The sequence below is a fragment of the Paraburkholderia fungorum genome (assembly GCF_003610895.1).
GTDB lineage: Bacteria > Pseudomonadota > Gammaproteobacteria > Burkholderiales > Burkholderiaceae > Paraburkholderia > Paraburkholderia fungorum_B.
In genome coordinates this window covers 582,137-604,757 of record NZ_MCAS01000001.1, presented here as the reverse complement: position 1 = coordinate 604,757, position 22,621 = coordinate 582,137, and the positions used below count along the sequence as shown (strand labels likewise).

Here is a 22,621-nt window from a genome sequence, read left to right as displayed (position 1 = left end):
CTTCACAACAGCGAGAGCTCAAACCGATGCCACTGCGGCATTGCCACTTGCCGCTGCAATTTGACGACGGCAGCTTCCGCGCGATCGATCGACGCCAGGGTTTGCGAATAGCCAGAAGCATCCGTGGCTGATTTGAGCAGTTGCACCCGGCGCCAGCGTGTCATTCTCAGTGAGTTGTGAGCAAGCGTCAGCGCGTGGACGTCCTCTGCCTGTGCGAGCATGGGCGTGGGGTAGCCGGCCAGATTCACACCCTTCGCGAGTTCGGCTGCGTCGAAAACAGCGACCTCCTTGCCGTCGATCGCCAGCCGGTATCGGCGGGACAGGAGGCCGCTTATCCTGAGCATCTGTTCATTCAACGCGGCGTTGAAATCGGTCTGCGCTATCACGACCCGGGTTAGCGGATCATCAGGCAGGGGCATCGGCAATGCGGCGTCGAGTTCGTCCCAGGAGAGTGCCGGAGCGAGCGTCAAACGTCGAATCTGGGCATTCAATGCGGTGGCCACCTTGCCCGTGGCAGCATCGATAGCAACCGACGATACAGCGGGCGTTGCATTCCATGCCTTAAGCAGCGCCTTTGCGAGCAGCAGGCCGCCAGCCGGCGTGGGATGAATGCGGTCGGGAAACAATTTGCCAGCCGCGTCCGGGTCCGCTGAGCGGATCGCGTTCAGGTCCGACACAACCGGGGCATTGAGGTCGACCGTCAACGCGCCATTGCGTGCGCCAAGATGCGAGACAAAATCACCATAGCGCGTCAGGACGGCGTTGTACCCGCCGCCAATCCATCGCGCTCGGGTCACTTCGTCGTACGGGGACGGCTGGATCAGCGTGAGGCGCGCGTCGGGGACGAGGCGCTTTAATGTCGACAGAGCCGATTCGTATCCGGACGCAAATGCGTCATAGGCATTCTGGTCGAACGCTCGAAACGCGCCATCGTTCATGCCGAACATCATCGTGACAACGGTGGGTTTGAACGTAGCAACGTCGCGGTTTAGCCGCTCCGTCATGTCCCCCGTTATCCCTCCGGATATCTTGTCTTTGCCGACGCCCGAGTTCACGAATCGGACCGAGAGCGTCGGGAAGCGAGTGACTACGTAATCTTCCACGGCTGTTGTGTATGCGCCGCCCTCCGTAATGCTGTCCCCCATGAAAACGACCGTGTCGCCATCGCGCAGGAAGAAGGGGGCCGCTTGAGCGGCCGACGCCGACACAATCGTGGCGGCGATCAGGAGAACCCGTAGAACGCGTGCTTTCATACCCGTGCTGTAAGAGGCGAGTCGCTGTTCATGTGCGTGGCCCAGTGTGCAAACGATCCTGAATCGTAGCGGAAAAGCATGGTGTGGTTGAGGGCGGATACCCCTGGATTTCAGCCAAACTTTGGCGGACCCGCATTGACGAAAACGACTACTGTAGCCGGTGGTCAACTCAATGCGATGCAAGTGCAGCGGCGGGCGACCCGATTCGCTTAAATCTATTCCGACGAAATGAAAAACGACGCAACGATAAAATCATTTGAGGGCTTGCGGGGTGTCGCTGCGCTGCTTGTCGCCGTTTACCACTTCAACGGTTTTCTACGGCAGGGATCGATCGTCGAAAGTTTTTATCTGCTCGTCGATCTGTTCTTCATTCTGAGCGGATTCGTCATCTACCGCGCGTACAAGGACCGGCTTGCATCGCGACGCGAGATTGCGCATTTCATGATCCGCCGTATCGGCCGCCTTTATCCCTTGCATGTGTTTGCCGCGCTATTTTTCGTTGGTGTCACGTGTTCGTCGCGCTTGCTCAAAACCGCAATGCTGCACTTCGGGCTGGGTGCGGCCCTCGGCTCCACGCAGACCGGCACGATTGGGTTGCCGGGCGTGGGCGACGTGTTGACCAACCTGTTGCTTCTTCAGGGAATAGGTCCGTTTTCTCATTTTGAAATCAACGGGCCGAGCTGGAGTATCAGTACAGAGTTCTACGCTTATATCGCCCTTGCGCTTGGCCTGTTCGTGCTCAAACCGCGATTGCGCATGCCGGTGTTTTTTGTTGTTGCCGTGGCCGGACTTGCGCTTGCCTTCTACGGCTCGGTTGAAGCGGATCAATGCCTGCGCATTGGCCATTGTCTCGACTCACATCTCGAGTACGCATTTCCTCGATGTCTGGGCGGCTTCTTTCTGGGCGCAATTGCCGAGAGACTGTCCTCGGCCATGACGTTCGTCCGGCAAAGGACGCTGTCTATCGTCCAGGTTCTCGCATCGGGCCTTGCAATCTTCATCATGGCGCGCTCGGTCACGATCCCTGAGTATGCGTTTCTGGCGGTCTTTGCGTTTTTTGTCGTTGTGCTGACGCTTGCCGGCGACAGCGGCCCGCTCGCGGTTCTTCTCAAAGCCCGCGCCTGCCAGTTTCTTGGGAAGATTTCCTACTCGATCTATCTGATTCACGCGCCGCTGGTTTTCATCGGCCATGTAACGTTGAAACCCTTGCCGCTGGCAATCAAAGTCACCGTGTTGCTGGGGTATCTTGCGGTGGTAATCGGTATTTCCACCCAGACCTACCGGTTCGTTGAATCTCCCGGCCGGGAGATTGCGCGCAGGTTGTCGAACCGCCTCTTTCGCGAGAAACCGAAGTCGTTCAATCGGGAGGATGGTTTGAGCGGTGCTGCGGAACTTCGATAACCGTCACGGATGGATTGCAGGACGCGCGTTGTTGCAACTCGCGCGTTTGATCCTTGCTGGCAGAGGGCTATTTGCCCTCTGTATTTTCGCGGAAGCGAGAGATCCGATTGAACTTGATCCAGTTCGAATCGTGCTGCGAGTGGGCGCCGCCTTCTGGATCATCGTCGGATGTGCGCACGACAGCGACGATGTCGTCACCGTCGAATTGCCAGTCGACGTACTGAAAACCGTGGGTGTTCCAGTCGGGATGATGGAGAACGATTCGCTGAACGCTCCAATCCCGCAGATCAGGCGAGGAGATCAGCGCAAGCGTATTTCGAGCCCGCTCATAGTTGCGTCCGCCGTAGCTGCCGGTCACCGCGTTGGTCAATGACCAGTAGAGCTTCGTGCGGGGATCGTAGCGTATGGTGAACTTCTTTCCGCCGCCTGGCATATCAACGAATCCGTTTTGCGGATCGAATGTCAGGGTCGTTCCATCCGCGCTGACTGGGGCGATCGCGGCTTTTTCCGGGAGCGCGTTGTAATAGACCCGAAGAACGTCGACGACCTCTCCATTGGGTTTGGCCACGGCGTTGCCTTCGAGCCAACCGCCAAATTTCCCTCCCAACCACGATGAGTTCGGCGCAAGGCGGTTACTGAAGGTCCAGTTTTTAGCATCGAGCAGATCGCTTTCGACCGGTGCGGACATCATCATTACCCAGATACCGGTGCTTTCCACACGCTCCATGGTCCGCCAGATCCGGCCATTCGCGACAACGACGGGAACCGCCGCAGAGAAATATTTGCCTCCGGCTGCGAGTATGCCGGTATCGCTGTCGCGTGGAACGGTCCACGTTCGGCCGCCATCGAGCGAGCGGCGGATCGTGGGGACACCTGAGAACCCGCTCGTTCCGACGATATATAGCGCGCTGCGGTTGACGAATAGCGAAGACCAATACTGCCCCTGGAGTTCACTGATCTTGCGCCACGACTTGCCGGCGTCGCGGGACTCGTACACGGCTTCCGTATTCTGGGTCGAGCCCGGGCCGAAGGTATCGTGCGCGGCGACGTAGAAGCCGTTCGGCAGAATGGCGAGTGACGGCGACCCCAGGAATATCTGACTGACGGCGGGGCTATGAGCAATCGCGACGCCTGGTTGCGCTTCACTCACGGCTGCGGCCGGAAGGGAGCGTATCAGCACGAGACCCAGCAGGCAGGCGCCAGATATCAATGAGGCGGAGGGCGTCGCGAAGCGCCGTGCGATAGAGGTCATGATGTGGGAGCCGCTTCTACAGGAAAGGACGGTACAGATCGAACATGCCGGATGTGAGGAAACCGATCGGGTCGCCGCCATAGAGCAGCGGTTGAATGGCGAGATTCTTGGCGAGCCCATATATGCCGTACGCCACGATCGCGAACGACATAAGCGTTTTGGTGAGGCCGCGTTTTGTCTGAACCATCATCAGCGACAGATACATCAGCGCGACGACGAAGAAGTAGATGTAGATGCGCTCGAACACTTTCGGGAACGCATAGGTGGCAATCAAGGCCAGCGCGGCGAAGTTCAGCGTAATCAGACAGCTTTGGGCCGCCCGTTGAGCACCCGCGACGGCCACCGACTCCGCCGGCCGTTTTCGCCGCCATAGGACATTGCTAAGCAGAAAAATCGCGGCAGCAAGCGTCGCGATGCCCACGATGCTGTAGGTGTCCCAGGTACTGTACAGATTGACTTTCGTCGATAGGTACGAATCGTCGCTGCCAAACGAGTTGAACAAGCCGGGGCTCACTTTCGACACCAGCAGTACGCAACCCGTTACGGCCAGCAGCGGCCAGATCACGTGCTTTCCCATATAGCGGTAGAGCAGGTAGGGCAGACAGACGATCAGTGACGGAATGTGCGCAAGTCCGGCAAGTGCCGTGAACCATGCCGACCTGGTGCGTGTGCGGGCGAAGATCATCAGGAACATGAACGGGAACGCCATCGCCTGTCGGATCACGTTTCCGTACGTTCCGAAGAACGATGACGAGGATATCAGCAGGATCAGAAATACCGGGATCGCTTCATAGCGTTCGCGCCAGATCACGACCAGCAACGCCGAAAAGAATGCGATGAAAATGAGCAGGAAGGCCAGATCTGTCGATCCGCCCAAGGTCGATGCGATGTACAAGGACGCAAAGGAAAGGAACTCGGGTTGCCTCGCCATGTACTGCTCGATGCCGGACGCGTGCATCGTTTGCATGAATTCCAGGTATTGCAGCTTGTCGTTGCCGCCGTCCTGAATGGGCAACTTGAGCGCGACAAGTGGCCCGAGTGCAATCACGGCCGCAATGCATAGCAGAAGAACCGTCAGGCGAGCGGGCCGTTGTACGCTGCCCGCGAGACCGATAAACAACAGGCAGGAGTAGAACAGGCCGAACGGATACGCCATGACCATCACGATCGCCACGACAATCGCAAGGCTGAAGTATTCGCGAGCATTCCATCTGCTAGTGCCGCTCAGGAGTGCTCTCATCACAGGATGCCTGCGATGGAGGAACCGCCATGCTGCGCCGGAGGGATGCTCTCTGGCGTCGTGCGATGCTTCGCAGCGTGGGGATACCGGGCCGCTTCGCATGAGGCAGAGCGGAGGCGCCCTGTCGCATGCAACCTTCCTCTATGCATGTTGCCGCTCCACTTAGATGTGCTGGCCATCCTATAGAAGCACGGCGATTGGACGTGTTCGGCGTCCGATTTCGCCACATGATTGGCGGATCACCGCAAGCTAAATCCATCATTGCGAGGATGAGCCGTGCTTTTCCTTGCCGATGCACTCCTCTTTCCTGGCCGAATGACCTCCTGATTGATACAACGCGTTTTCCAGGCAATGACGCGGAGGCATGCAAAATCGTGCAACGCAAGCGAGGAAAATCGTCGCAAATGAGCGAGGAAAGGATGCGTAAGTCTTTTGCGTTCGCTTTAAGGCTCCATGGATATTGACGTGGACCGGCTGTTGCCTATCTTATATGACGCCGGATTGCAAAATGCGCCTTTGGAGCGCCAATTGTGATTCGCAAACGTTTACATCGATAAATTAACCGAAGAAAACATGGATTCGCATCCGCCGGGCGTTCGGTCGCCTTCAGCCGGTGCTCGAACCGGCACGTGCCTGTAGCTGATCGAGACTCGGTATTGCGGCTGGGCATAGCTTTGCGGCCGGGGAGCGACCGCTTCTGCCGAGGTGACGATGCTCTCATTAGAACGCTTTATCGCAAGCGTACACAGAATATAGAAATAGCTTCTCAATTAATTAAATATCGGCTACGCGCGCGCGTTCTGAATTTCTATTTCGAATTCACCAATGCTGGGCATCCGTCTACTTGAGCCGGTGCAAGAAATGCACGAGATGCAGACTAAATCGCATTGGGGATGTTCTTGATCGAATCCGCCAAGAGCATGTTCAAATCGGACGCCTAAGAATGAGCAGTTCGCCCCTGCGAATATGATGCACCGCAGAAAAACCTAATTTCGCTTTCAGCGCCCGGGGGCCAGCTGTATGGAACATGCGACTGATTTATCACGGAAGAAAATTCATCTCATCATGGGCGGAAGCATGGGATCGCCACGCCGCCGGAGACAGGTCGTCATTGTGCTGTTCGACGGCTTTTCTCTCATTCATATGGGGCGGCTTGCGGAGACCTTCAACCTCGCCAATCGTCTGCGTCGCGCGGATAGCGCCTTGCGCGATCACTACGACCTTTTGCTGGTTTCAGGCAATGGTGGCGCGGTGCGTTCATCGTCAGGCGTAGTGATATGGACAGATGCTCTCGACACCCACTACGTTAAAGACGTTCATGCGTTGTTCCTGATTGGTGCGGCCGGCGCACCCGCTGAACGCGACGAGCGCCTGTTAGCGTGGCTTCGCCATGCGCATCCACACACCACGGTTGTCCAGGGCGTGGGCGGCGGTCATCAGGTCCTGCAACAGGCGGGAGTGGAGCGCAAAGACGTGAGCGCCGTGGAGATGCCCGGCGGTGCGATGCTGCCGGAGGCGCTGTCCGCCGGCAGGGCATCCGCGGCGGACGCCGACGCGGACGTCGCATTGACCAGCGCGCTGTCCGCCGTCAAGCGCGACTGCGGCTATGAGGTCGCCCGGCAGGTTGCGCACGAATTGCTGCCCACTGCGCCGCAGCAATTCGCGCGCTCCATATTCGATTCGCGTGAAGCGCGCGCAAGCGATCTCATTCGTGCGTCGGCGCATCAGTTGCGCGTGAGCAGCGAGAACCGTATATCGATTGCGGATGCCGCACAGTCAGCCGCCATGAGCGAGCGCAATTTCCTGCGCCGCTTCAAGCAGGAAATCGGCGTGACGCCGACGGAGTTTGTTCTGCGCGTTCGTCTTGAGAAAGCCTGTCACATGCTCGCGGATACCGATCTGCCTGCTGACAAGATTGCCCGCCGCACCGGTCTCGGCAGTGGTGACCGGCTCGCAAAGCTGTTCCGCCAGCACCTGTCGATGTCGCCCACCGAATACCGCACGCTCGCGCGCGCCCGGCTGGCGGACGATGGTTTATCCGAATTGGACGTAGCCGGGCGCATGCGCGGATCGGCATTCTGACGGATTGGCCCGCGTCCCAGCGGCCGGTACGTTTTTCTTCCCGTTGACTTGCGTTTCCCCGAAAGGGGCACGCCGATCCGATGTGTCTGCTCGTGACGAAATGAGGAATACTAAATGGAAAGAATCATCCCGCGAATTATCGATATCGGATTAATTGTGTCCGGTGCGTTCATTCCTTTTCTTATTCACGATTCGGACGGAATTCATTCTTCCATCTTCGACGGCTCGCTCGTTGCGTTCGCTGCTGCGCTGGCGCTTTCGGTTTTCCCTGCCTGCGGCATCTACGAGAGTGCAAAGCGGCGCTCGCCGGTGCATCTGTTCAGCCGCACGGCGCTTGCGTGGATCGTGGTTCAGGGCGGCAGCATGGTGCTGCTCTACGCATTGCGCCGCGGCGAAGTGCTGTCCAGTGTCTGGTTTGTCTACTGGACCATCACGAGTGGCATCGGCCTTCTGATCTTCCGCGCGGTGACGCTGGCGATCTTCGAATGGATCGAAAGAGCAGGGCGGCGCGTGCAGGCGGGTGCGCTCGATCAGGTCGATCACTACCGTCGCTCGGTGGCTAGTCGCGCGACGGCGTCGGGTACAGCGCGGCGGATCGCGAAACGAAGCTTCGATCTCGCCGCGGCGTCGTTGCTCGTGTTGATGCTGTCACCGGCGTTGCTCCTGATTGCTGTGCTGGTCAAGCGCGATGGCGGCCCGGCGATCTTCGGACATGTTCGTATTGGCCGCGACGGTGTCAGCTTCAAATGCCTGAAATTCCGTTCGATGGTGATGAACGCCGATGGCGTGCTGAAGGCGTTGCTCGAGCGCGATCCGCAAGCTCGCGCCGAATGGGAGCGCGAATTCAAGCTCAAGAACGATGTGCGCATTACGCCGATCGGTCGTTTTCTGCGGCGCACGAGTCTGGACGAACTGCCGCAACTGTTCAACGTGATCAAAGGCGAGATGAGCCTGGTCGGTCCCCGGCCAATCGTGCAGCAGGAACTGGCGCGCTATGGGCAGGACGTGAACTACTACCTGATGGCCAAGCCCGGCATGACGGGGCTGTGGCAGGTGAGCGGCAGGAACGACACCGACTACGCGACGCGTGTGTCGCTCGACGTCGCCTATGTGAAGCAATTGTCACTGCGTCGCGACATGCGGATCCTCTTCAAGACGGTCAGTGTGGTGTTGCGCGGATCGGGCGCGTACTGAATAGGTGATTAGTTGATTAGTCGATTCAACCGGCGCGTTGACTAGCGTTGATGGCGCGCCGGCGTATGGAGTAGTAGCCAGTTCAAACAATAAACAGATTGCCGAGGTTTTAAATGATCAGATTGCAACAGACGGGAAGCGGTGCGTGGCGACGCTCCCCGGCCATCCGCGGAGTCGGTTTGCGGATTGCCACGCTGTCCATGTGCGCCGTGTTATGCGCCTGCACGGTAGCGCCCGGTATGCGAATGCGGCAGCCGGCCAACCTCCCGCTGGAAAGCGGCAGTACGCCGCAAGAGGACACGCAACTGAACGTGCCGATTACCGATATCAATCTTGGGTTGATCGCGCGCATGCGTGAGGACGCGCGCACCTCGCAGCAAGACTGGCGGGGTTTGATGACGGTGCCGGCAGCGTATTCGGTTGGGCCCGGCGATGTGCTGCAAATCACGGTATGGGATCACCCTGAGCTTGCAGCAGCGCTCGGTCCGCAGACACAAACCGGCACGCGAACAGCGGATGCGCCGGCCGGATTTGTCGTCGATCAGGACGGTACGCTGCAATTCCCCTACGTGGGACGCGTTCACGTCGCCGGGCTGCAGACAGAAGCAATTCAGGCACTGCTGCAAAAGACATTGGGTAAAACGTTTCAGGCGCCTCAGCTCACCGTACGCATCGCTTCGTTTCGCGCCAAGCAGGTGTTTATCGAGGGGGAGGTGCACACACCGGGTACCCAGCCAATCAACGACATCCCCATGACGCTGTACGACGCAATCAGCCGCGCCGGCGGACTCGCTCCGACAGCGGATCAGAGCCGGATTGCGCTGGTGCGCAACGGTGTCAGGCATGAAATCAATCTGAGCGCGATGGCTGAGCATGGCCAGAGTCCATCGCGGATCGTCCTGCAGAACGGCGACCTGCTGCGCATTCCCGCGCGCGACGACTTCGGCGTGTTCGTGATGGGTGAAGTCAACAAGCCCGTCACCGCGCTGCCGATGCGAAGCGGCAAGCTGACGTTGAGCGACGCACTTTCGCAGGCAGGCAGCCTGAGTTCGACTTCAGCCGATGCGGCCCAACTCTACGTCATTCGGGGCAATGAGAGCGCCGCGCCGCATGTGTTCCATCTTGACGCGAGCTCACCGGTCGCGATGGTGCTCGCCAATCAGTTCGACCTGCAGCCGAAGGACATCGTGTATGTCGACGGCAATGGCCTGGTGCGCTTCAGCCGCGTGCTGAGCCTCCTGCTGCCGGCGATCAACGCGGGTCTTACGGCGGCGATCGTTACCAAATGATCGGCAACATTCTCGTCCTGTGCGAAGGCAACGTATGCCGCAGTCCGATGGCCGCGGCACTGCTTCGCGCTGCACTGCCGGACCGCTCGGTGGCATCGGCGGGTTTCAACGCGCTGCTCGGCGTGCCTGCCATGCCGTTCGCGCAGGACGTAATGCGCGAACGCGGTCTGTCGATCGAGGATCACCGTGGGCGGCAAGTCAGTCACGCGGCATGCGTCGAGGCCGACCTGATTCTGGTGATGGACCGGCAGCAACGCGCATTACTCGAGAGTCAACATCCGTTTGCTCGCGGCAAAGTTTTCCGCATTGGCGAGTACAAGAACTTCGACGTTCACGATCCTTACCGTCAGCCCCGCTTCGTCTTTGAACGCTGCGCGCGTCTCATCGAAACCGGTGTAGCTGACTGGCAAGCACGCTTGAGGCTGCTTTGACCTGTTCCGGGCTTGCACCGCGTTCCGTTCCGCATGAAGCGCGGACGCCGTCGAACATGAGGTGTTCCGTCTGCACACGTAGCGCCCGCTCGCCCACAAAGCCAATGAACGTCGTACAGACAACCCTGAACCGAGTTGCATCATGAATCCAAAAAATCTGGGGCCGACGCATTCCGACGATGAGGATGCAGATGGCGATCTCATCGCCATCCTCGACATTCTTATCGAAAGCCGCTGGACCATCATTGCGATCGTCTGCGCATTTCTTCTGCTTGGAACGGCCTATGCGTTCCTCGCCAAGCCCGTGTATGAAGCGGACATCATGGTCCAGGTCGAGGACAGCCCCGACACGTCGGCGGCAAAGAGCCTGTTGGGCGATGTGTCGGCGCTCTTCGACGTCAAGTCGTCTGCCGCGGCGGAAGCGCAGATATTGGCCTCGCGGCTGGTGGTCTCGCGCGCGGTCGACGGCCTGAATCTGTTTATCTACGCTAAACCGCGACGTTTCCCGTTGATCGGACAATTGATCGCCCGGCATCACGACGGACTTTCGGAGCCTGGCCTCGCCGGTTTCGGCGGCTTCGCGTGGGGCCACGAACGCATCGACGTACCGGTATTCAATGTGCCGGCGAAGATCGAAGGCGACGGGTTCCTGTTGACCTTGCTCGATGCGCGACGCTACCGGTTATCGGGTTCGGATCTGGCCGACAGTGTCGAAGGCACGATCGGCAAGCTCGAGCGTTTCAACAGCGACAGTGGTCCGATCGAATTGCGCGTGGCTTCCGTCACCGCAAAGCCCGGCACGGCCTTCCGGTTGATACGTAACTCACGCCTGCAAACGATCGAAGACCTGCAGGACCATCTCGACGTCCAGGAGAAGGTCAAACAATCCGACGTCGTGGTGGCCAGTTTGCAGGACACCGACCCGCAGTGGCTCGCTGATGCATTGAACGAGATTGGACGCCAGTACATTCGCCAGAATATCGAGCGTAAATCGGCCGAAGCTGCACAGTCGCTCGACTTCCTGAACGAGCAGTTGCCGAAGCTGAAAACGCAGCTCAACGAATCGGAAGAGCGTCTGACGAAATTGCGCGACGAGCGCGGCACCGTCGACCTCACGGAGGAGGCCAAGCTCGCCCTGGGGCAGTCCGCCGATGCGCAGACGCGTTTGCTCGAACTGCAACAGAAGCGGCAGGAGTTGCTGTCGCACTTCACCGGCACGCACCCGAGCATCGCGGCTATCGATCAGCAGATTGCATCGTTGAGTGCGTATCGCGCTGCCGCGGAGACGCAGATTCGGCGCTTGCCGGACCTGCAGCAGGACTCGGTTCGCCTGATGCTCGATGTGAAGGTGAATACGGATCTCTATACCGCGCTGCTCGACAACATGCAGCAACTGCAACTGGTTCGCGCAGGCAAGGTCGGCAACGTACGGCTCGTCGATACCGCGGCCGTGCCGGAAATTCCCGTCAAGCCGAAGAAAGTACTCGTTGTGGCCGCCTCGCTGCTGTTCGGTTTGCTGGTGGGCTGCGGCTCGGCGATCGCGCGCTCGTTCCTGTTCAACGGCGTTTCCGATCCTGCCGAGATCGAGCGGCGTCTCGGCGTCAGCGTCTATGCAACTGTACCGCTCAGTGAGCAACAAAAAGCGCTGGCGCAGAAGGCGGAACGGCGCGAGCGTTCGGTGTCGCTGCTCGCGCTCGCGGCACCTGGCGATCCGGCGGTGGAGAGCTTGCGTAGCCTGCGCACCGCGTTGCAATTCGCGATGCTCGAGGCGAAGAACAACGTGGTGGTCATTGCCGGACCCGCGCCCGGTGTGGGCAAGACTTTCGTATCGGCAAACCTCGCCGCCGTACTTGCGATGGGTGGCAAGCGGGTGCTGCTGATCGACGGCGATCTGCGCAAGGGCCGCTTGAACGAATACCTCGGACTTCGACGGGCAAATGGCTTCTCTGAAGCGATTCTGGGCAGTGTTCCCGTAGCCGATGTGATTCACCGCGACGTACTTGACGGACTCGACTTCATTGCGACCGGCGCGATCACCAGGAACCCTGCTGAAGTGCTGCTGAGTTCGCGAGTACCGGCATTGATCGAAGAACTGTCGGGAGGCTACGACATTGTGATCATCGATTCCGCGCCGGTGCTGGCCGTCGCCGATACCGGGATTCTCGCCGCCTCCGCAGGTACAGCCTTCCTGATCGCGTTCTCAGGGGTGACGAAGCTCGGCGAGATCGAGGAGTCGATCAAACGGTTCACGCAGAACGGCGTCAAATTGAACGGCGTGGTGTTCAACGGCGTCAATCCGCGGCTCGGACAGTACGGCTACGGCTCGAAGTACGGCGGCTATCGCTACGTCGCCTACGAATACGGGACCCATCATGACGCGTAGTGGCCGCGTCGCGCCGTGGACGAGCACGCCATGATCCGGCTGAAGGATTCGGTCGTATCCATGACGGGCGTAGTCACCGGGCAGATCGCACTGTTTCTGTGCGTTTCGCTGATCGGGCGCCTGCGCGGGCCCGAGGCGCTGGGCCATTTCAACTACCTGCTCGCGCTAGGCACATTCGCGGGGACGTTACTCGCGCTGCGTTTCGAGCTTGCGTGCGTCACCGACAGTCCCCGGCAGTCGTTCAGCGGGTTCGTCAATGTCATGGCGCTGAGCGGTGGCGTGATTGCGATAGCGATCGTCGTCATGGTGGCGAGTGGGCATGGGGAACTGCTGATCGTCGGTGCTTATGCGTTTGCCTCATTCACCCAGATCGCTGCGGGTTCGTATCTCAACAGCCTAAGGCGCTATGACCTGATCGCGGCAAGCCGGTTCGCCGTCAACCTGTCGTTTCTGCTGTGCCTGATCGCCGCGCTGGAGTTCAAAGCGATCAACGCGCTGGATGTCTTCGAGACCTACACCGCGATCAACCTGGCGATCTCAACCGTCATGCTGATTGGCGTGCTGTGGCATGGGCGGCGCCATGGGTATTCGCTTGTCCTGTCACGCAGTTTTTTCGCGGACAACGTGCGGTTTGCGAAGTACATCCTGCCCTCCACGATCTGCGGTTCGGTGTTGACGTACGCACTCGCAATCATCATTCCCCGCTGGTTCGACGCCGAAAGCGCCGGCTACTTCGCCGCTGCATACCGGCTGGGTTTTTTCCCGGTATCGCTGATCGGACAGAGTCTGGGCGGTGTGTTCCGGCGTGACGCGATTGGCGCGGTGGCGCGGCAGGATGCGGCCTCGGTGCTGCCCAGGGTGTTTCTCACCTACGCGCGGTCGCTGGCGTTGCTGGCGCTCGGCTATGCCGTGGGCGGCGCACTGCTGTTCGAGCCGCTGGTCCGGCTGTTCTTCGGCGAGCGCTGGATTGGCGCAAGTGGATTTTTCTACGCACTCATTCCGCTATTTGCGGTGCAGATGATTTACGTGCCCTTGTCGCAGATCTTTCTTGCAACGCGTGAGCAGCGCCTCGATCTCTCTTTTCAGTTGTGCTGCGGCGTCGTGCTGATGGGTGTGCTGTTTGCCGCGAAGGCGCTGGATCTCTCGGTCCATTCCAGCGTTCAGGTGTTCTCGCTTGCCGGCACCGCAATGATGATTCTTGGGGTCATGCTGACGTTTCGCGTGATGAGCGTCAGCGCGGCACGGCTACGCGTATCGATATGAAAACCGCTCACTCTATTCCGGGGTCTGTGATGATTGTGATCGTAGTCGATTCGATGGAGCGCTATTACTTCGTCACCCGGCTGGTGCAAACCGTCAGGGACGAATTCAGCTTCCTCTTCCTGACCAGCGAACCGCTTGCACATGTGGCGCTGCGCATGGCGGGTCACGAGTCCGTCTATTTGCGTCATGAGGCATCGCGCGTGTCTGGCTACGACCGTGGCGCGGAAAACTCGCAATACGAGCGGTCGATCGAGGTTCTGAACGCGCAGATCGATACGGAACAGGCACGGCTCGATTCTGCGGCGGTTTTCCGTACGGTTTCGGATCTCTTTCTCACCCGAAAAGTTGCGGTCTGCCTGATGTGGAACGGGCAACAACTCGTCTGCCGGGCCGTCAGCCATGCATGCATGGTGCACGGCGTAGCCACGCGCTTTCTCGAACTGTCGAATCTGCCCGGCAAGCTGTTCGTCGACAGTATGGGCGTGAACGCGCTTTCATCGATCAGCAGCGACCCGGCGCTGATCGACCGGCTGCCCATGCCGAGCGAGGACAAGCATCGCCGCTGGCTGCTGCATTACGAAGAATACAAGTCGCGACCGTTGCCGCAATCGCGCACGTCGCTCAAACGCAAAGGCCTGTCGCTGCTCAACTATGTGCTGAAGGTCGCCACGCGGGGTGTGGGGCGAAAGCGGCTCGACACCGTGCGTGTCAGCAACGCAGCGAAGCTCCCAATCCAGGCGGGCCAGTTGTCGGCAGACGATCTGGCGATGCGCCGTTATGTTTTCCTGCCGCTCCAGGTCTCGGGCGATACCCAGATCAAGCTGCATTCGGACGTCGACAATCTGGAGGCGATTCAGATCGCTTTTCAGTTCGCTTCGAATGCGAGTGCCGATCTGATCGTGAAGATCCACCCGGCGGAAATCGATACTGGCGTGATCGACGAGATCGTCGGATTACAGGGTACCTATCACTTCGAGATCGCGGATGCTGCCACCGTGGAGCTCATCCGGCACGCAGAAGCGGTGGTGACGATCAACTCGACCGTGGGTCTCGAAGCGCTCCTGTACGGAAAGGAAGTGGTCGCGTTGGGACGTTGCTTCTACAAGGAGTTCGACCGTGGCCGGTTGATGAAGTACATCCACGGTTTTCTGATTGATGGCGTCGACTACTTCGGCACCGGGCCGGTTCCGGCTGGCGCGGCGAGACGTGTGCTCACACCGGGAGGCTGACCATGGTTGCCACGCTCAAAGACACGATCCATGCCATCGTCGAAGACTACCGGTGCAATGCATTCATAAAAACGCGTTGTGTCGTGATTTTCTTCCGGATAGCGAACTACCTGGCGTGCCGGAGCCGTCTGACGCTGGTGCTGGGCGCACCCGTGATCCTGCTTTATATCTTCATGTGCGACTGGTTGATGGGCATCGAGATTCCCGTCAAGACGCAGATCGGTAAAGGGCTCACGCTGTATCACGGCACAGGTCTGGTAATCAACGGCTACTGCGTCATGGGCGACTACTGCGTGGTTCGCCACGGCGTCACCATCGGCAATACGATTCTGGCCGACGGCACCAACAGTGGCGTGCCGGTGATCGGAGATCGCGTGGAATTCGGCGCGCACAGCGTCGCGCTAGGGGATATCCGGATCGGCGACGGAGCCCGGATCGGCGCGGGCGCGGTGCTGCTTTGCAATGTGCCCGACGGCGCGATCGCGGTCGGTGTGCCGGCCCGCGTGATGACAGGAGATCAACAAGCATGAAAGTCTTCATTCTGCATCCGGGGAAAGCGAACTACCCCGAGATATCCGCCTACACCGCGTTTCTCAACAGACACGGCGTTGAAGTATTCGAGGGCGACAGCGATGCTTATGCCGGATTCCCGTTCAAATCGGAGTGCGTACTGTGGTGCATCATGGGTTTTTATCGTGCCCACGAAGAGGCACGTTTTGTGATCCACGACTATCGCTCGCTCTCGCTGGGACCGCTCGCGTGGGTGAAGGACGGACTCAAGCGCGCGTTCAACGCGAGGCCACATCTGCGCGTGTTTCAGAACGAGCGGATGCGCGACGCCATGGGGTTTCGCGATCGTGTTACGTCGGTGCTGCTGCCGATGGGCGTGCCCGACTGGATTTTCAATCTCGCCCATAGTCAGGAGGCTGGCGCGGCAGCATTGCCTGCCGGCCGCTTCTGCTACATCGGCGAAATGAGCCGTGAGCGGGGATTCGACAAGGTGCTCTCGGCGTGGCGTGCCGCACCGCGTGAGGCCGGCGATTCGCTCGTTCTGGTGGGCCGCCCCGAACCGGAGCTCTATCAGGCCTTCAAAGACACACCGGGTCTCGAGTTCGTCGGGCGGGTTCCACAATCCGACGCACTGGGTATCGTGCGCCGCTCCGACTTTGCGATCTGCTATTTCCCGTATCACCGCCCGCATCGCTTTCAGACGCCGACCAAGCTTCTGGAGTACGCCGCCCTTGGCAAGAAGATCATCTGCAACGATGCGCCGTCGAACGTGCTGGCATGCGCGGAGCTCAACATCCGCTCGCTGGTGACCGGACCCACCATCTTCGACGGATTGCCGCCGGCTTCTCAGATCGCGATCGAGGACAACGATCCACGCAGCCTGCGCGGGCTCGAGTGGACCTCGGTAATCGAGCGGTCGGGGGTACTGTCGCACATCAGTGCCGCGTTGCCGGCGCTGCGCTGGCAAGGACCGGTGCACGCGGGGAGTTCGGCATGAAGATCGTCCAGATCATGGAGTCTAGTGCGACCGGCACGCTCTCGATGGTGTGCCTGATCGCGAACCGGTTTGCGCGGGAAGGGCACGAAGTCCATGTCATTTACTCCATTCGGGAGGAGACGCCAACCGATATTCACGCCATGTTCGATAGCAATGTCGCGTTGCGGCACGTGCAGATGAAGGGCGTGCCGCTATTGCCGGCTATCGCCAGACTAACCGGCGTGCTCCGTGAGATTCAGCCCGATGTGATTCATCTGCATTCGTCGGTTGCCGGCTTTCTTGGGCGGCTCGCGGCGCTGTTCACGGCGCGTCGCTCAACCGTGCTTTACAGCCCGCATTGCATCTCGTTCATGCGCCGGGATATTTCACCGCTTACACGCTTCGCGTTCGTCGCGCTGGAATCGCTGGCGACACTGCGCAAGTGTCTGTACGTCGCGTGTTCCGAAAGCGAACGCAAGGCGGTCCGTTCGTATCTTCGGCAGCCCGTCGTCGTGGTGGAAAACGCGGTGAGCGAAATGCGGGTTCGGGGTGCCGACCTGCCGGCGCGAAATGCGACGACCGCGAAATGTGTGGTCACCGTGGGGGGCATCCGTGCGCAGAAGAACCCACTGCTCTTTGCGGAGATCGCCGACGGCCTGCGCGGCAGCGGATTGCGCTTTATCTGGATCGGCGACGGCGACGCTGCCCTCAAGGCGCAATTGCGCGCCGCGGGCGTCGAAGTCACCGGCTGGATGGCGCGCGCACAGGTTGAACTGCAACTGCAACAGGCTTGCGTGTATCTTTCTACTTCGTCGTGGGAAGGGATGCCGGTCTCGGTCATCGAGGCGATGTTGCTCGGTGTTCCGGTGGTAGTCTCGGCGTGTGCTGGGAATATCGACATTGTCCGGCCGTGGCATAACGGCGTAGTGTTCACCACATGCGAGGACGCGATACGCTGTATTGTCGATTTCGCCGACGACCAGATGCTGCGCGGGCTGATCGCCGCGCGAGCACAGAAAGAAGCCTCGGAGCGTTTTGCCGAGGCGCGTTTTTTCCAGCAACTCGCACCGTTCTACGCACGCAGGCTGGCGCGTTGAACGACGGTGAAGATTGTTTCCACATCGGTGCACGTGGCCGTGCGGATGTGGGTTATCAAACGTAGGGGGAACATCATGAATATCAACATCGCACCGGGCGTGACGCTCGGCAACACGCTGCCGTTCGTGCTTTTCGGCGGCCTCAATGTACTCGAAAGCCTCGATTTCACGCTGGACGTGTGCGAGAAATATGTCGAAGTCACGCGCAAGCTGAACGTGCCGTTCGTATTCAAGGCCTCGTTCGACAAGGCAAATCGTTCGTCGATGCATTCGTATCGCGGGGTTGGGCTGGATGAAGGACTCGAAATACTGAGCGCCGTCAAGCAGCGATTCGGCGTTCCGGTCATTACCGACGTGCATGAAGTCGAACAGGCTGGCCCGGTTGCAGAAGTGGCGGACGTGCTGCAACTGCCGGCGTTTCTTGCCCGTCAAACGGATCTGGTGGTGGCGATTGCAGGCACGGGCAAGCCGGTCAATGTGAAGAAGCCGCAGTTCATGAGCCCCGTGCAGATCAAGCATGTGGTCGCGAAATGCAACGAAGCCGGCAATCATCAGGTGATTCTGTGCGAGCGCGGCAGTTCGTTTGGCTACGACAACCTCGTCGTTGACATGCTGGGGTTCCGCGAGATGCGGGACGCGAGCGACAACTGCCCGGTGATCTTCGACGTCACCCATAGCCTGCAACGCCGGGACCCCGCCAGCGAAGCATCCGGCGGCCGCCGCCGCCAGGTGGTCGACCTCGCCCGGGCCGGCATGGCGGTGGGGCTAGCAGGACTCTTTCTCGAAGCTCACCCGGACCCTGACCGCGCGCGCTGCGACGGTCCGAGCGCATTGCCGCTGCATCTGCTCGAAGCCTTCCTGGCACAGATCAAGGCGATCGACGATCTCGTGAAAAGCCAGCCGGTGCTGGATATCCAATGAGCGTGGGCGCCGATCAGAGGAGCATGCCAATGGCCGCGGACTTTCCGGTTCAGGACATCTACGTGCCGTTGCCGGCGCATTGGAGCGCGCACGATGTCATCCAGTGAATCGGCGCCGGTCCGCGTCGTCATTCCTGCCCGTTACGGCTCGACGCGCTTGCCGGGCAAGCCGTTGATCGACCTCGCGGGCAAGCCGATGATCGTGCGCGTGTACGAGCGCGTGAAGGATGCGCTGCCCGCTTCCACGGTAGTGGTCGCAACGGATGACGAGCGCATCCAGGCGGTACTGGCGGCCTGCCATGTGCCGTGCGCGATGACCGATCCTGCGCATGCGTCCGGCACGGACCGTGCCGCGGAGGTGGCACGCCGTGCGGGCTGGGGCGATCACGACATCGTACTGAATGTTCAGGGTGACGAACCACTCGTGCCACCTGCTTTGCTGCAGGCATTCGTCGACTATTGCGGTTCGGCCCGGCAGCTTGCAATGGCGACAATCGTGAGCCCTATCGTCGAGCGCGATCTGGTGGACGATGTAAATATCGTCAAGGTAGTGACCGACCAGAACAATCGGGCGTTGTTCTTTTCACGTGCACCGATTCCGTTCACGCGCGACCGCAATCGGGATCGCGCCGCGCAAGGTGGCGTGCCGGAAGTTTTCCTGCGTCATATCGGCATCTATGCGTACCGCAATGCCGTGTTGCAGCAGCTCACCTGTAGCGCGCCGTGCGAGATGGAGCGGCGGGAGCAACTCGAACAGCTACGCGCGCTATGGCTTGGCGTTCCGATTCTCGTCATGCGCTGGTCCGATAGTGTTCCTGCCGGTGTCGACACCTCGGAAGATGTTGCACGTGTAGTCAATCTATTCACACTGAGCAAGCAGAGCAATCGATGAACGCAGCGAACTATATCGATTCGGCGAAGGAAGTGTTCCAGATCGAGTCGCGAGCGCTTTCCAATCTCGCGCACCAACTCGATGAGAACTTCAGCGACGCCGTCGACTGCATCCTCACCTCGACCGGGCGCGTCGTGGTGTGCGGCATGGGCAAGTCAGGCATTATCGGCAAAAAGATCGCCGCGACGTTGGCGAGCACGGGCACGCCGAGCTTCTTCATGCATCCGGGCGAGGCGTATCACGGCGACCTCGGCATGGTCGCGCCTTCAGACACCTTCCTCGCCATTTCCAACTCGGGAGAGACGGATGAAGTGATCAAGCTCATTCCGTTTTTGCGCAGCAACCACAACCATCTGGTTGCGCTCACAGGCAATCCAAAGTCGACGCTGGCGAAAGCGGCGCATCACCATCTCCATGTCGGCGTCGATCAGGAGGCCTGCCCGTTACAGCTTGCGCCGACTTCCTCGACGACGGCCGCACTGGCAATGGGCGACGCGCTTGCGGTCACGCTGATGAAGGCGCGAGGCTTTCGCCCCGAGAACTTCGCGCGGCTGCATCCCGGCGGGTCGCTCGGGCGCCGGCTGCTGTCCCGAGTCGAAGACGAAATGGTGCGGCGGGATCTGCCGTTTGTCGGCGAGCAGGCCCGCACGGTCGAAGTGCTGCAGACGATGACGCGCGGCCGCCTCGGCGTCGCGATCGTGCGGCGCGAGACAGGGCGGGGTTCGGGCTGGGGCGTGATTACCGACGGCGATATCCGGCGCGCGATCGAGAGTTTTGGCGACACGCTGTTCAGCCGAATCGCGGCGGACATGATGTCGGCCGATCCCACGATGGTGCCGGTCGGCACGCGCATCGAGGACGCGCTGATCCTGATGGACGAGCGGCAGATCAACGCGTTGCTGGTGTTCGAGGGCGACGACGTGGTCGGGGTATTCAAGAAATAGCTAGATGCCACGCCCGCACAGGTACGGCGAGTACAGTTCGATCGCCTCCTGAATCGGCGCGTGGTGCCCATACGCGACGGTCGAAATACCGAGCAGCGACACAATGATGAATGGCTGGAACCGCGCCGGCAGCACGGGCGCATTCTTCCGGTACACGAACAGAACGGTGACGAGCGAGCCGACTCCCCAGCCGGCGATGACCTCGGAGACCGTGTGCGCGTCGTCGAACACGCGGGCGGTGCCGATCGCGGCGGCCAGCGCCAGTCCGAGCGCAAGCGCGAGATGCGGCGTCGCGTTCACACGCCGGGGCAGGCACAGGATCAGCGCCATCGGCCACACGGCGGACGCAAGCATCGTGTGACCGCTGATCACCCGAAAGTCGATCGCGCGAATCTGTATGCCGCAACCCGCGTACAGGATCTTCGTGACGCCCACCATGAACGCGCCAGCGGCCAGCAGCGTGAGCCACGAGGTCGCCGATCGCCAGCCTGTTAGCGAGGTTGTCAGCCATGCCGCGCAGGCCATCGCGAGCGGCAGCGTGAGCGCCGCGTCGCCGAGATTGCTTAAAGCAGACCACATGCAAAAATCCTTTACCTGGGCGGCGGCTCACGCGGCCGCCGTGTTTCGTCAAACCTGTATGTCCGCCATGCGGTTGGCGAGATACTGCTCGAAGTCTGCCGCCACTTCGGGATGCCGCAGGGCGAACTCCACCGTCGCTTTCAGATAGCCGAGCTTGCTGCCGCAATCGAAGCGCGCACCATCATACCGGTAGGCCAGCACCTGTTCGTCGCTCAGCAGCGACTGGATCGCGTCGGTCAATTGCAATTCGCCGCCGCTGCCGGGCCGCAGTGCGCGCAAATGCGCGAAGATGCGTGGTTTGAGAACGTACCGGCCAACCACGCCGTAATTGGATGGCGCTGCAGCGGGTTCCGGTTTTTCGACCAGACCCGACAGCTTGAAAATATTGTCTTCCCACTGCTTGCCGTCGATCACGCCATACGACTTCGATTCTTCCGGCGCGATCTTCTCCACGCCCAGAACGGAGGTGTGATAGTGATCGAACACGTCGATCATTTGCCGTAGAACCGGAGGTTTGCCGTACAGAAGGTCGTCGGCCAACACGACGGCGAACGGGCTGTCTCCCACCAACTTTTCCGCGCAAAGCACCGCATGGCCGAGGCCGAGTGCTTCCGCTTGCCGCACGTAGAAGCAGTCGACGTGACTGGGTTTGATATTGCGCACGAGTGAGAGCAGCTTTTCCTTTCCGCGCGCTTCCAGTTCGGCTTCAATCTCATACGACTTGTCGAAGTGATCTTCGATCGCGCGCTTGCTGCGCCCGGTCACAAAGATCATTTCGGTGATGCCGGCCGCAATGGCTTCTTCAACGGCGTACTGGATCAGCGGTTTGTCGACGATAGGAAGCATCTCCTTCGGGCTTGCCTTGGTTGCAGGCAAAAATCGCGTGCCGAGGCCGGCAACGGGAAATACTGCTTTGGTCACTTTAAGCATGAGCTTCGAATCTCGATTGTGAAGTGATCGTGTGCTCGCGCCGTTCATTTTCACAATAGGCGCCAAAAAGAACCTGCCCGTTCAGCAATTGGACGGGCAGGTTAAGCCGAGGTGTTGAAGGCTCGCCAATTGGGACGAACCCGCGGCCAGTATGTCCGCCAGTGCGCCCGTTCAATAGACGCATGTCGGATCGCGCTTAGCAATTGACCGAACGCACCAGTAAAGCTGCTATCCATGTTGGAACCCGCTGCACGCGATTTTTGTCGCTGCCGCCGATTGGGCCGCATTCAAGGAAGTATGCGTTTCTGCTGGATGGCGGAATAGCCCAAGATTTTGTCAGTGACGAGTATTTCAGAATGGATAGACTCCACACGTCTGTTATTGCCGGCAAATCAGTAGAGGCAGCTGCATTAACTTTCGCAATAAAAAACCTGGGAAGCCATGGCGGCACGATGATGGAAGAAGAATCCGATATTTCTGATGCGATTGCGAAGTTCAATCTGTCGTATCTACTGCTCGCACAGCGGATGCTTCGGGAAGACCGCGAGAGCGGCAAACGCATGCTGGGCGTCTCCGACGTCCTGGCCGGCCGTATCTGTTCATTGACCTCGGCTGAAATGGAAGTGCTCGCGCAGACCGAGGAGCTGGTTTGCCAGTTGCGGGTCCATGTCGCGCCGGGCCGTGCGTGATGTGAGCGTGAGGCGAAGCGATGACGAGGCGCAGATGCAGTGGGGCGCCGTGGAGACGCGAAGCCTG

General features: G+C 60.0%; 20 protein-coding genes. 15 read left to right on the top strand and 5 right to left on the bottom strand.

Annotated features, from left to right (window positions below):
- Positions 1-2: 2 nt before the first annotated feature.
- Positions 3-1,253 carry an SGNH/GDSL hydrolase family protein gene (locus BCY88_RS02575; protein WP_120342682.1) on the bottom strand — a complete coding sequence of 417 codons (1,251 nt, stop codon included), beginning with the start codon at positions 1,251-1,253 and terminating at the stop codon, positions 3-5.
- A gap of 228 nt (positions 1,254-1,481) precedes the next feature.
- Here BCY88_RS02575 and BCY88_RS02570 point away from each other — a divergent pair, with 228 nt between their 5' ends.
- Complete coding sequence (locus BCY88_RS02570) at positions 1,482-2,654, top strand: acyltransferase family protein (RefSeq protein WP_120342681.1); 1,173 nt, start codon at positions 1,482-1,484, stop codon at positions 2,652-2,654.
- A 67-nt stretch (positions 2,655-2,721) separates the two neighbouring features.
- Here the strand turns inward: BCY88_RS02570 and BCY88_RS02565 are convergent, their stop codons facing one another.
- Together BCY88_RS02565 and BCY88_RS02560 are read right to left on the bottom strand one after the other, a co-directional pair.
- Complete coding sequence (locus tag BCY88_RS02565; protein ID WP_259461204.1) at positions 2,722-3,906, bottom strand: sialidase family protein; 1,185 nt, start codon at positions 3,904-3,906, stop codon at positions 2,722-2,724.
- Between the two features lie 16 nt (positions 3,907-3,922).
- Entirely contained in the window at positions 3,923-5,146 is a 1,224-nt protein-coding gene (locus BCY88_RS02560; RefSeq protein WP_183081250.1) for an EpsG family protein, read from the bottom strand.
- 1,077 nt (positions 5,147-6,223) lie between these two features.
- On the opposite strand from BCY88_RS02560, the gene BCY88_RS02555 reads away from it, so the two are divergent.
- The 13 genes from BCY88_RS02555 to BCY88_RS02495 all read left to right on the top strand — a co-directional run bounded on the left by BCY88_RS02555 (position 6,224) and on the right by BCY88_RS02495 (position 20,356).
- Complete coding sequence (locus BCY88_RS02555) at positions 6,224-7,228, top strand: GlxA family transcriptional regulator (protein WP_259461203.1); 1,005 nt, start codon at positions 6,224-6,226, stop codon at positions 7,226-7,228.
- Between the two features lie 114 nt (positions 7,229-7,342).
- Entirely contained in the window at positions 7,343-8,422 is a 1,080-nt protein-coding gene (locus tag BCY88_RS02550) for a sugar transferase (RefSeq protein WP_120342678.1), read from the top strand.
- Positions 8,423-8,535: 113 nt separating this feature from the next.
- A complete protein-coding gene (locus BCY88_RS02545; protein WP_120342677.1) occupies positions 8,536-9,711 on the top strand; it encodes a polysaccharide biosynthesis/export family protein in 1,176 nt (391 codons plus the stop codon).
- Positions 9,708-10,142, top strand: coding sequence for a low molecular weight protein-tyrosine-phosphatase (locus BCY88_RS02540; protein WP_120342676.1), 435 nt, complete (start codon positions 9,708-9,710; stop codon positions 10,140-10,142). Before BCY88_RS02545 ends, BCY88_RS02540 begins: the two co-directional genes overlap by 4 nt.
- A gap of 142 nt (positions 10,143-10,284) precedes the next feature.
- Positions 10,285-12,525 (top strand): polysaccharide biosynthesis tyrosine autokinase, encoded by a 2,241-nt coding sequence (locus BCY88_RS02535; protein WP_120342675.1) that lies wholly within the window; start codon positions 10,285-10,287, stop codon positions 12,523-12,525.
- Positions 12,526-12,555: 30 nt separating this feature from the next.
- Positions 12,556-13,788 (top strand): oligosaccharide flippase family protein, encoded by a 1,233-nt coding sequence (locus tag BCY88_RS02530; protein WP_120342674.1) that lies wholly within the window; start codon positions 12,556-12,558, stop codon positions 13,786-13,788.
- Positions 13,789-13,817: 29 nt separating this feature from the next.
- On the top strand, positions 13,818-15,017 hold the full coding sequence (locus BCY88_RS02525) for a capsular polysaccharide export protein, LipB/KpsS family (RefSeq protein WP_120342673.1): 1,200 nt from the start codon (positions 13,818-13,820) through the stop codon (positions 15,015-15,017).
- Between the two features lie 2 nt (positions 15,018-15,019).
- Positions 15,020-15,547 carry a serine O-acetyltransferase gene (locus BCY88_RS02520; protein ID WP_120342672.1) on the top strand — a complete coding sequence of 176 codons (528 nt, stop codon included), beginning with the start codon at positions 15,020-15,022 and terminating at the stop codon, positions 15,545-15,547.
- Positions 15,544-16,524, top strand: coding sequence for a glycosyltransferase (locus tag BCY88_RS02515; RefSeq protein WP_120342671.1), 981 nt, complete (start codon positions 15,544-15,546; stop codon positions 16,522-16,524). The genes BCY88_RS02520 and BCY88_RS02515 overlap by 4 nt, the downstream gene beginning before the upstream one ends.
- Positions 16,521-17,600, top strand: coding sequence for a glycosyltransferase (locus tag BCY88_RS02510; protein ID WP_120342670.1), 1,080 nt, complete (start codon positions 16,521-16,523; stop codon positions 17,598-17,600). Before BCY88_RS02515 ends, BCY88_RS02510 begins: the two co-directional genes overlap by 4 nt.
- A 75-nt stretch (positions 17,601-17,675) precedes the next feature.
- Positions 17,676-18,521 carry a 3-deoxy-8-phosphooctulonate synthase gene (gene kdsA / locus BCY88_RS02505; protein ID WP_120342669.1) on the top strand — a complete coding sequence of 282 codons (846 nt, stop codon included), beginning with the start codon at positions 17,676-17,678 and terminating at the stop codon, positions 18,519-18,521.
- A 93-nt stretch (positions 18,522-18,614) separates the two neighbouring features.
- A complete protein-coding gene (kdsB, locus tag BCY88_RS02500; RefSeq protein ID WP_120342668.1) occupies positions 18,615-19,412 on the top strand; it encodes a 3-deoxy-manno-octulosonate cytidylyltransferase in 798 nt (265 codons plus the stop codon).
- The gene (locus BCY88_RS02495) at positions 19,409-20,356 is read left to right on the top strand and encodes a KpsF/GutQ family sugar-phosphate isomerase (protein ID WP_120342667.1); all 948 of its coding nucleotides are present in this window, start codon (positions 19,409-19,411) and stop codon (positions 20,354-20,356) included. The genes kdsB and BCY88_RS02495 overlap by 4 nt, the downstream gene beginning before the upstream one ends.
- On the opposite strand, the gene BCY88_RS02490 is transcribed toward BCY88_RS02495, so the two are convergent.
- Positions 20,357-20,935, bottom strand: a complete 579-nt coding sequence (locus BCY88_RS02490; RefSeq protein ID WP_120342666.1) for a phosphatase PAP2 family protein — start codon at positions 20,933-20,935, stop codon at positions 20,357-20,359.
- 48 nt (positions 20,936-20,983) lie between these two features.
- Positions 20,984-21,865 (bottom strand): UTP--glucose-1-phosphate uridylyltransferase GalU, encoded by an 882-nt coding sequence (gene galU, locus BCY88_RS02485; protein ID WP_120342665.1) that lies wholly within the window; start codon positions 21,863-21,865, stop codon positions 20,984-20,986.
- Between the two features lie 203 nt (positions 21,866-22,068).
- Here galU and BCY88_RS40200 point away from each other — a divergent pair, with 203 nt between their 5' ends.
- Complete coding sequence (locus BCY88_RS40200) at positions 22,069-22,554, top strand: flagellar transcriptional regulator FlhD (protein ID WP_259461202.1); 486 nt, start codon at positions 22,069-22,071, stop codon at positions 22,552-22,554.
- Positions 22,555-22,621 lie beyond the last annotated feature (67 nt).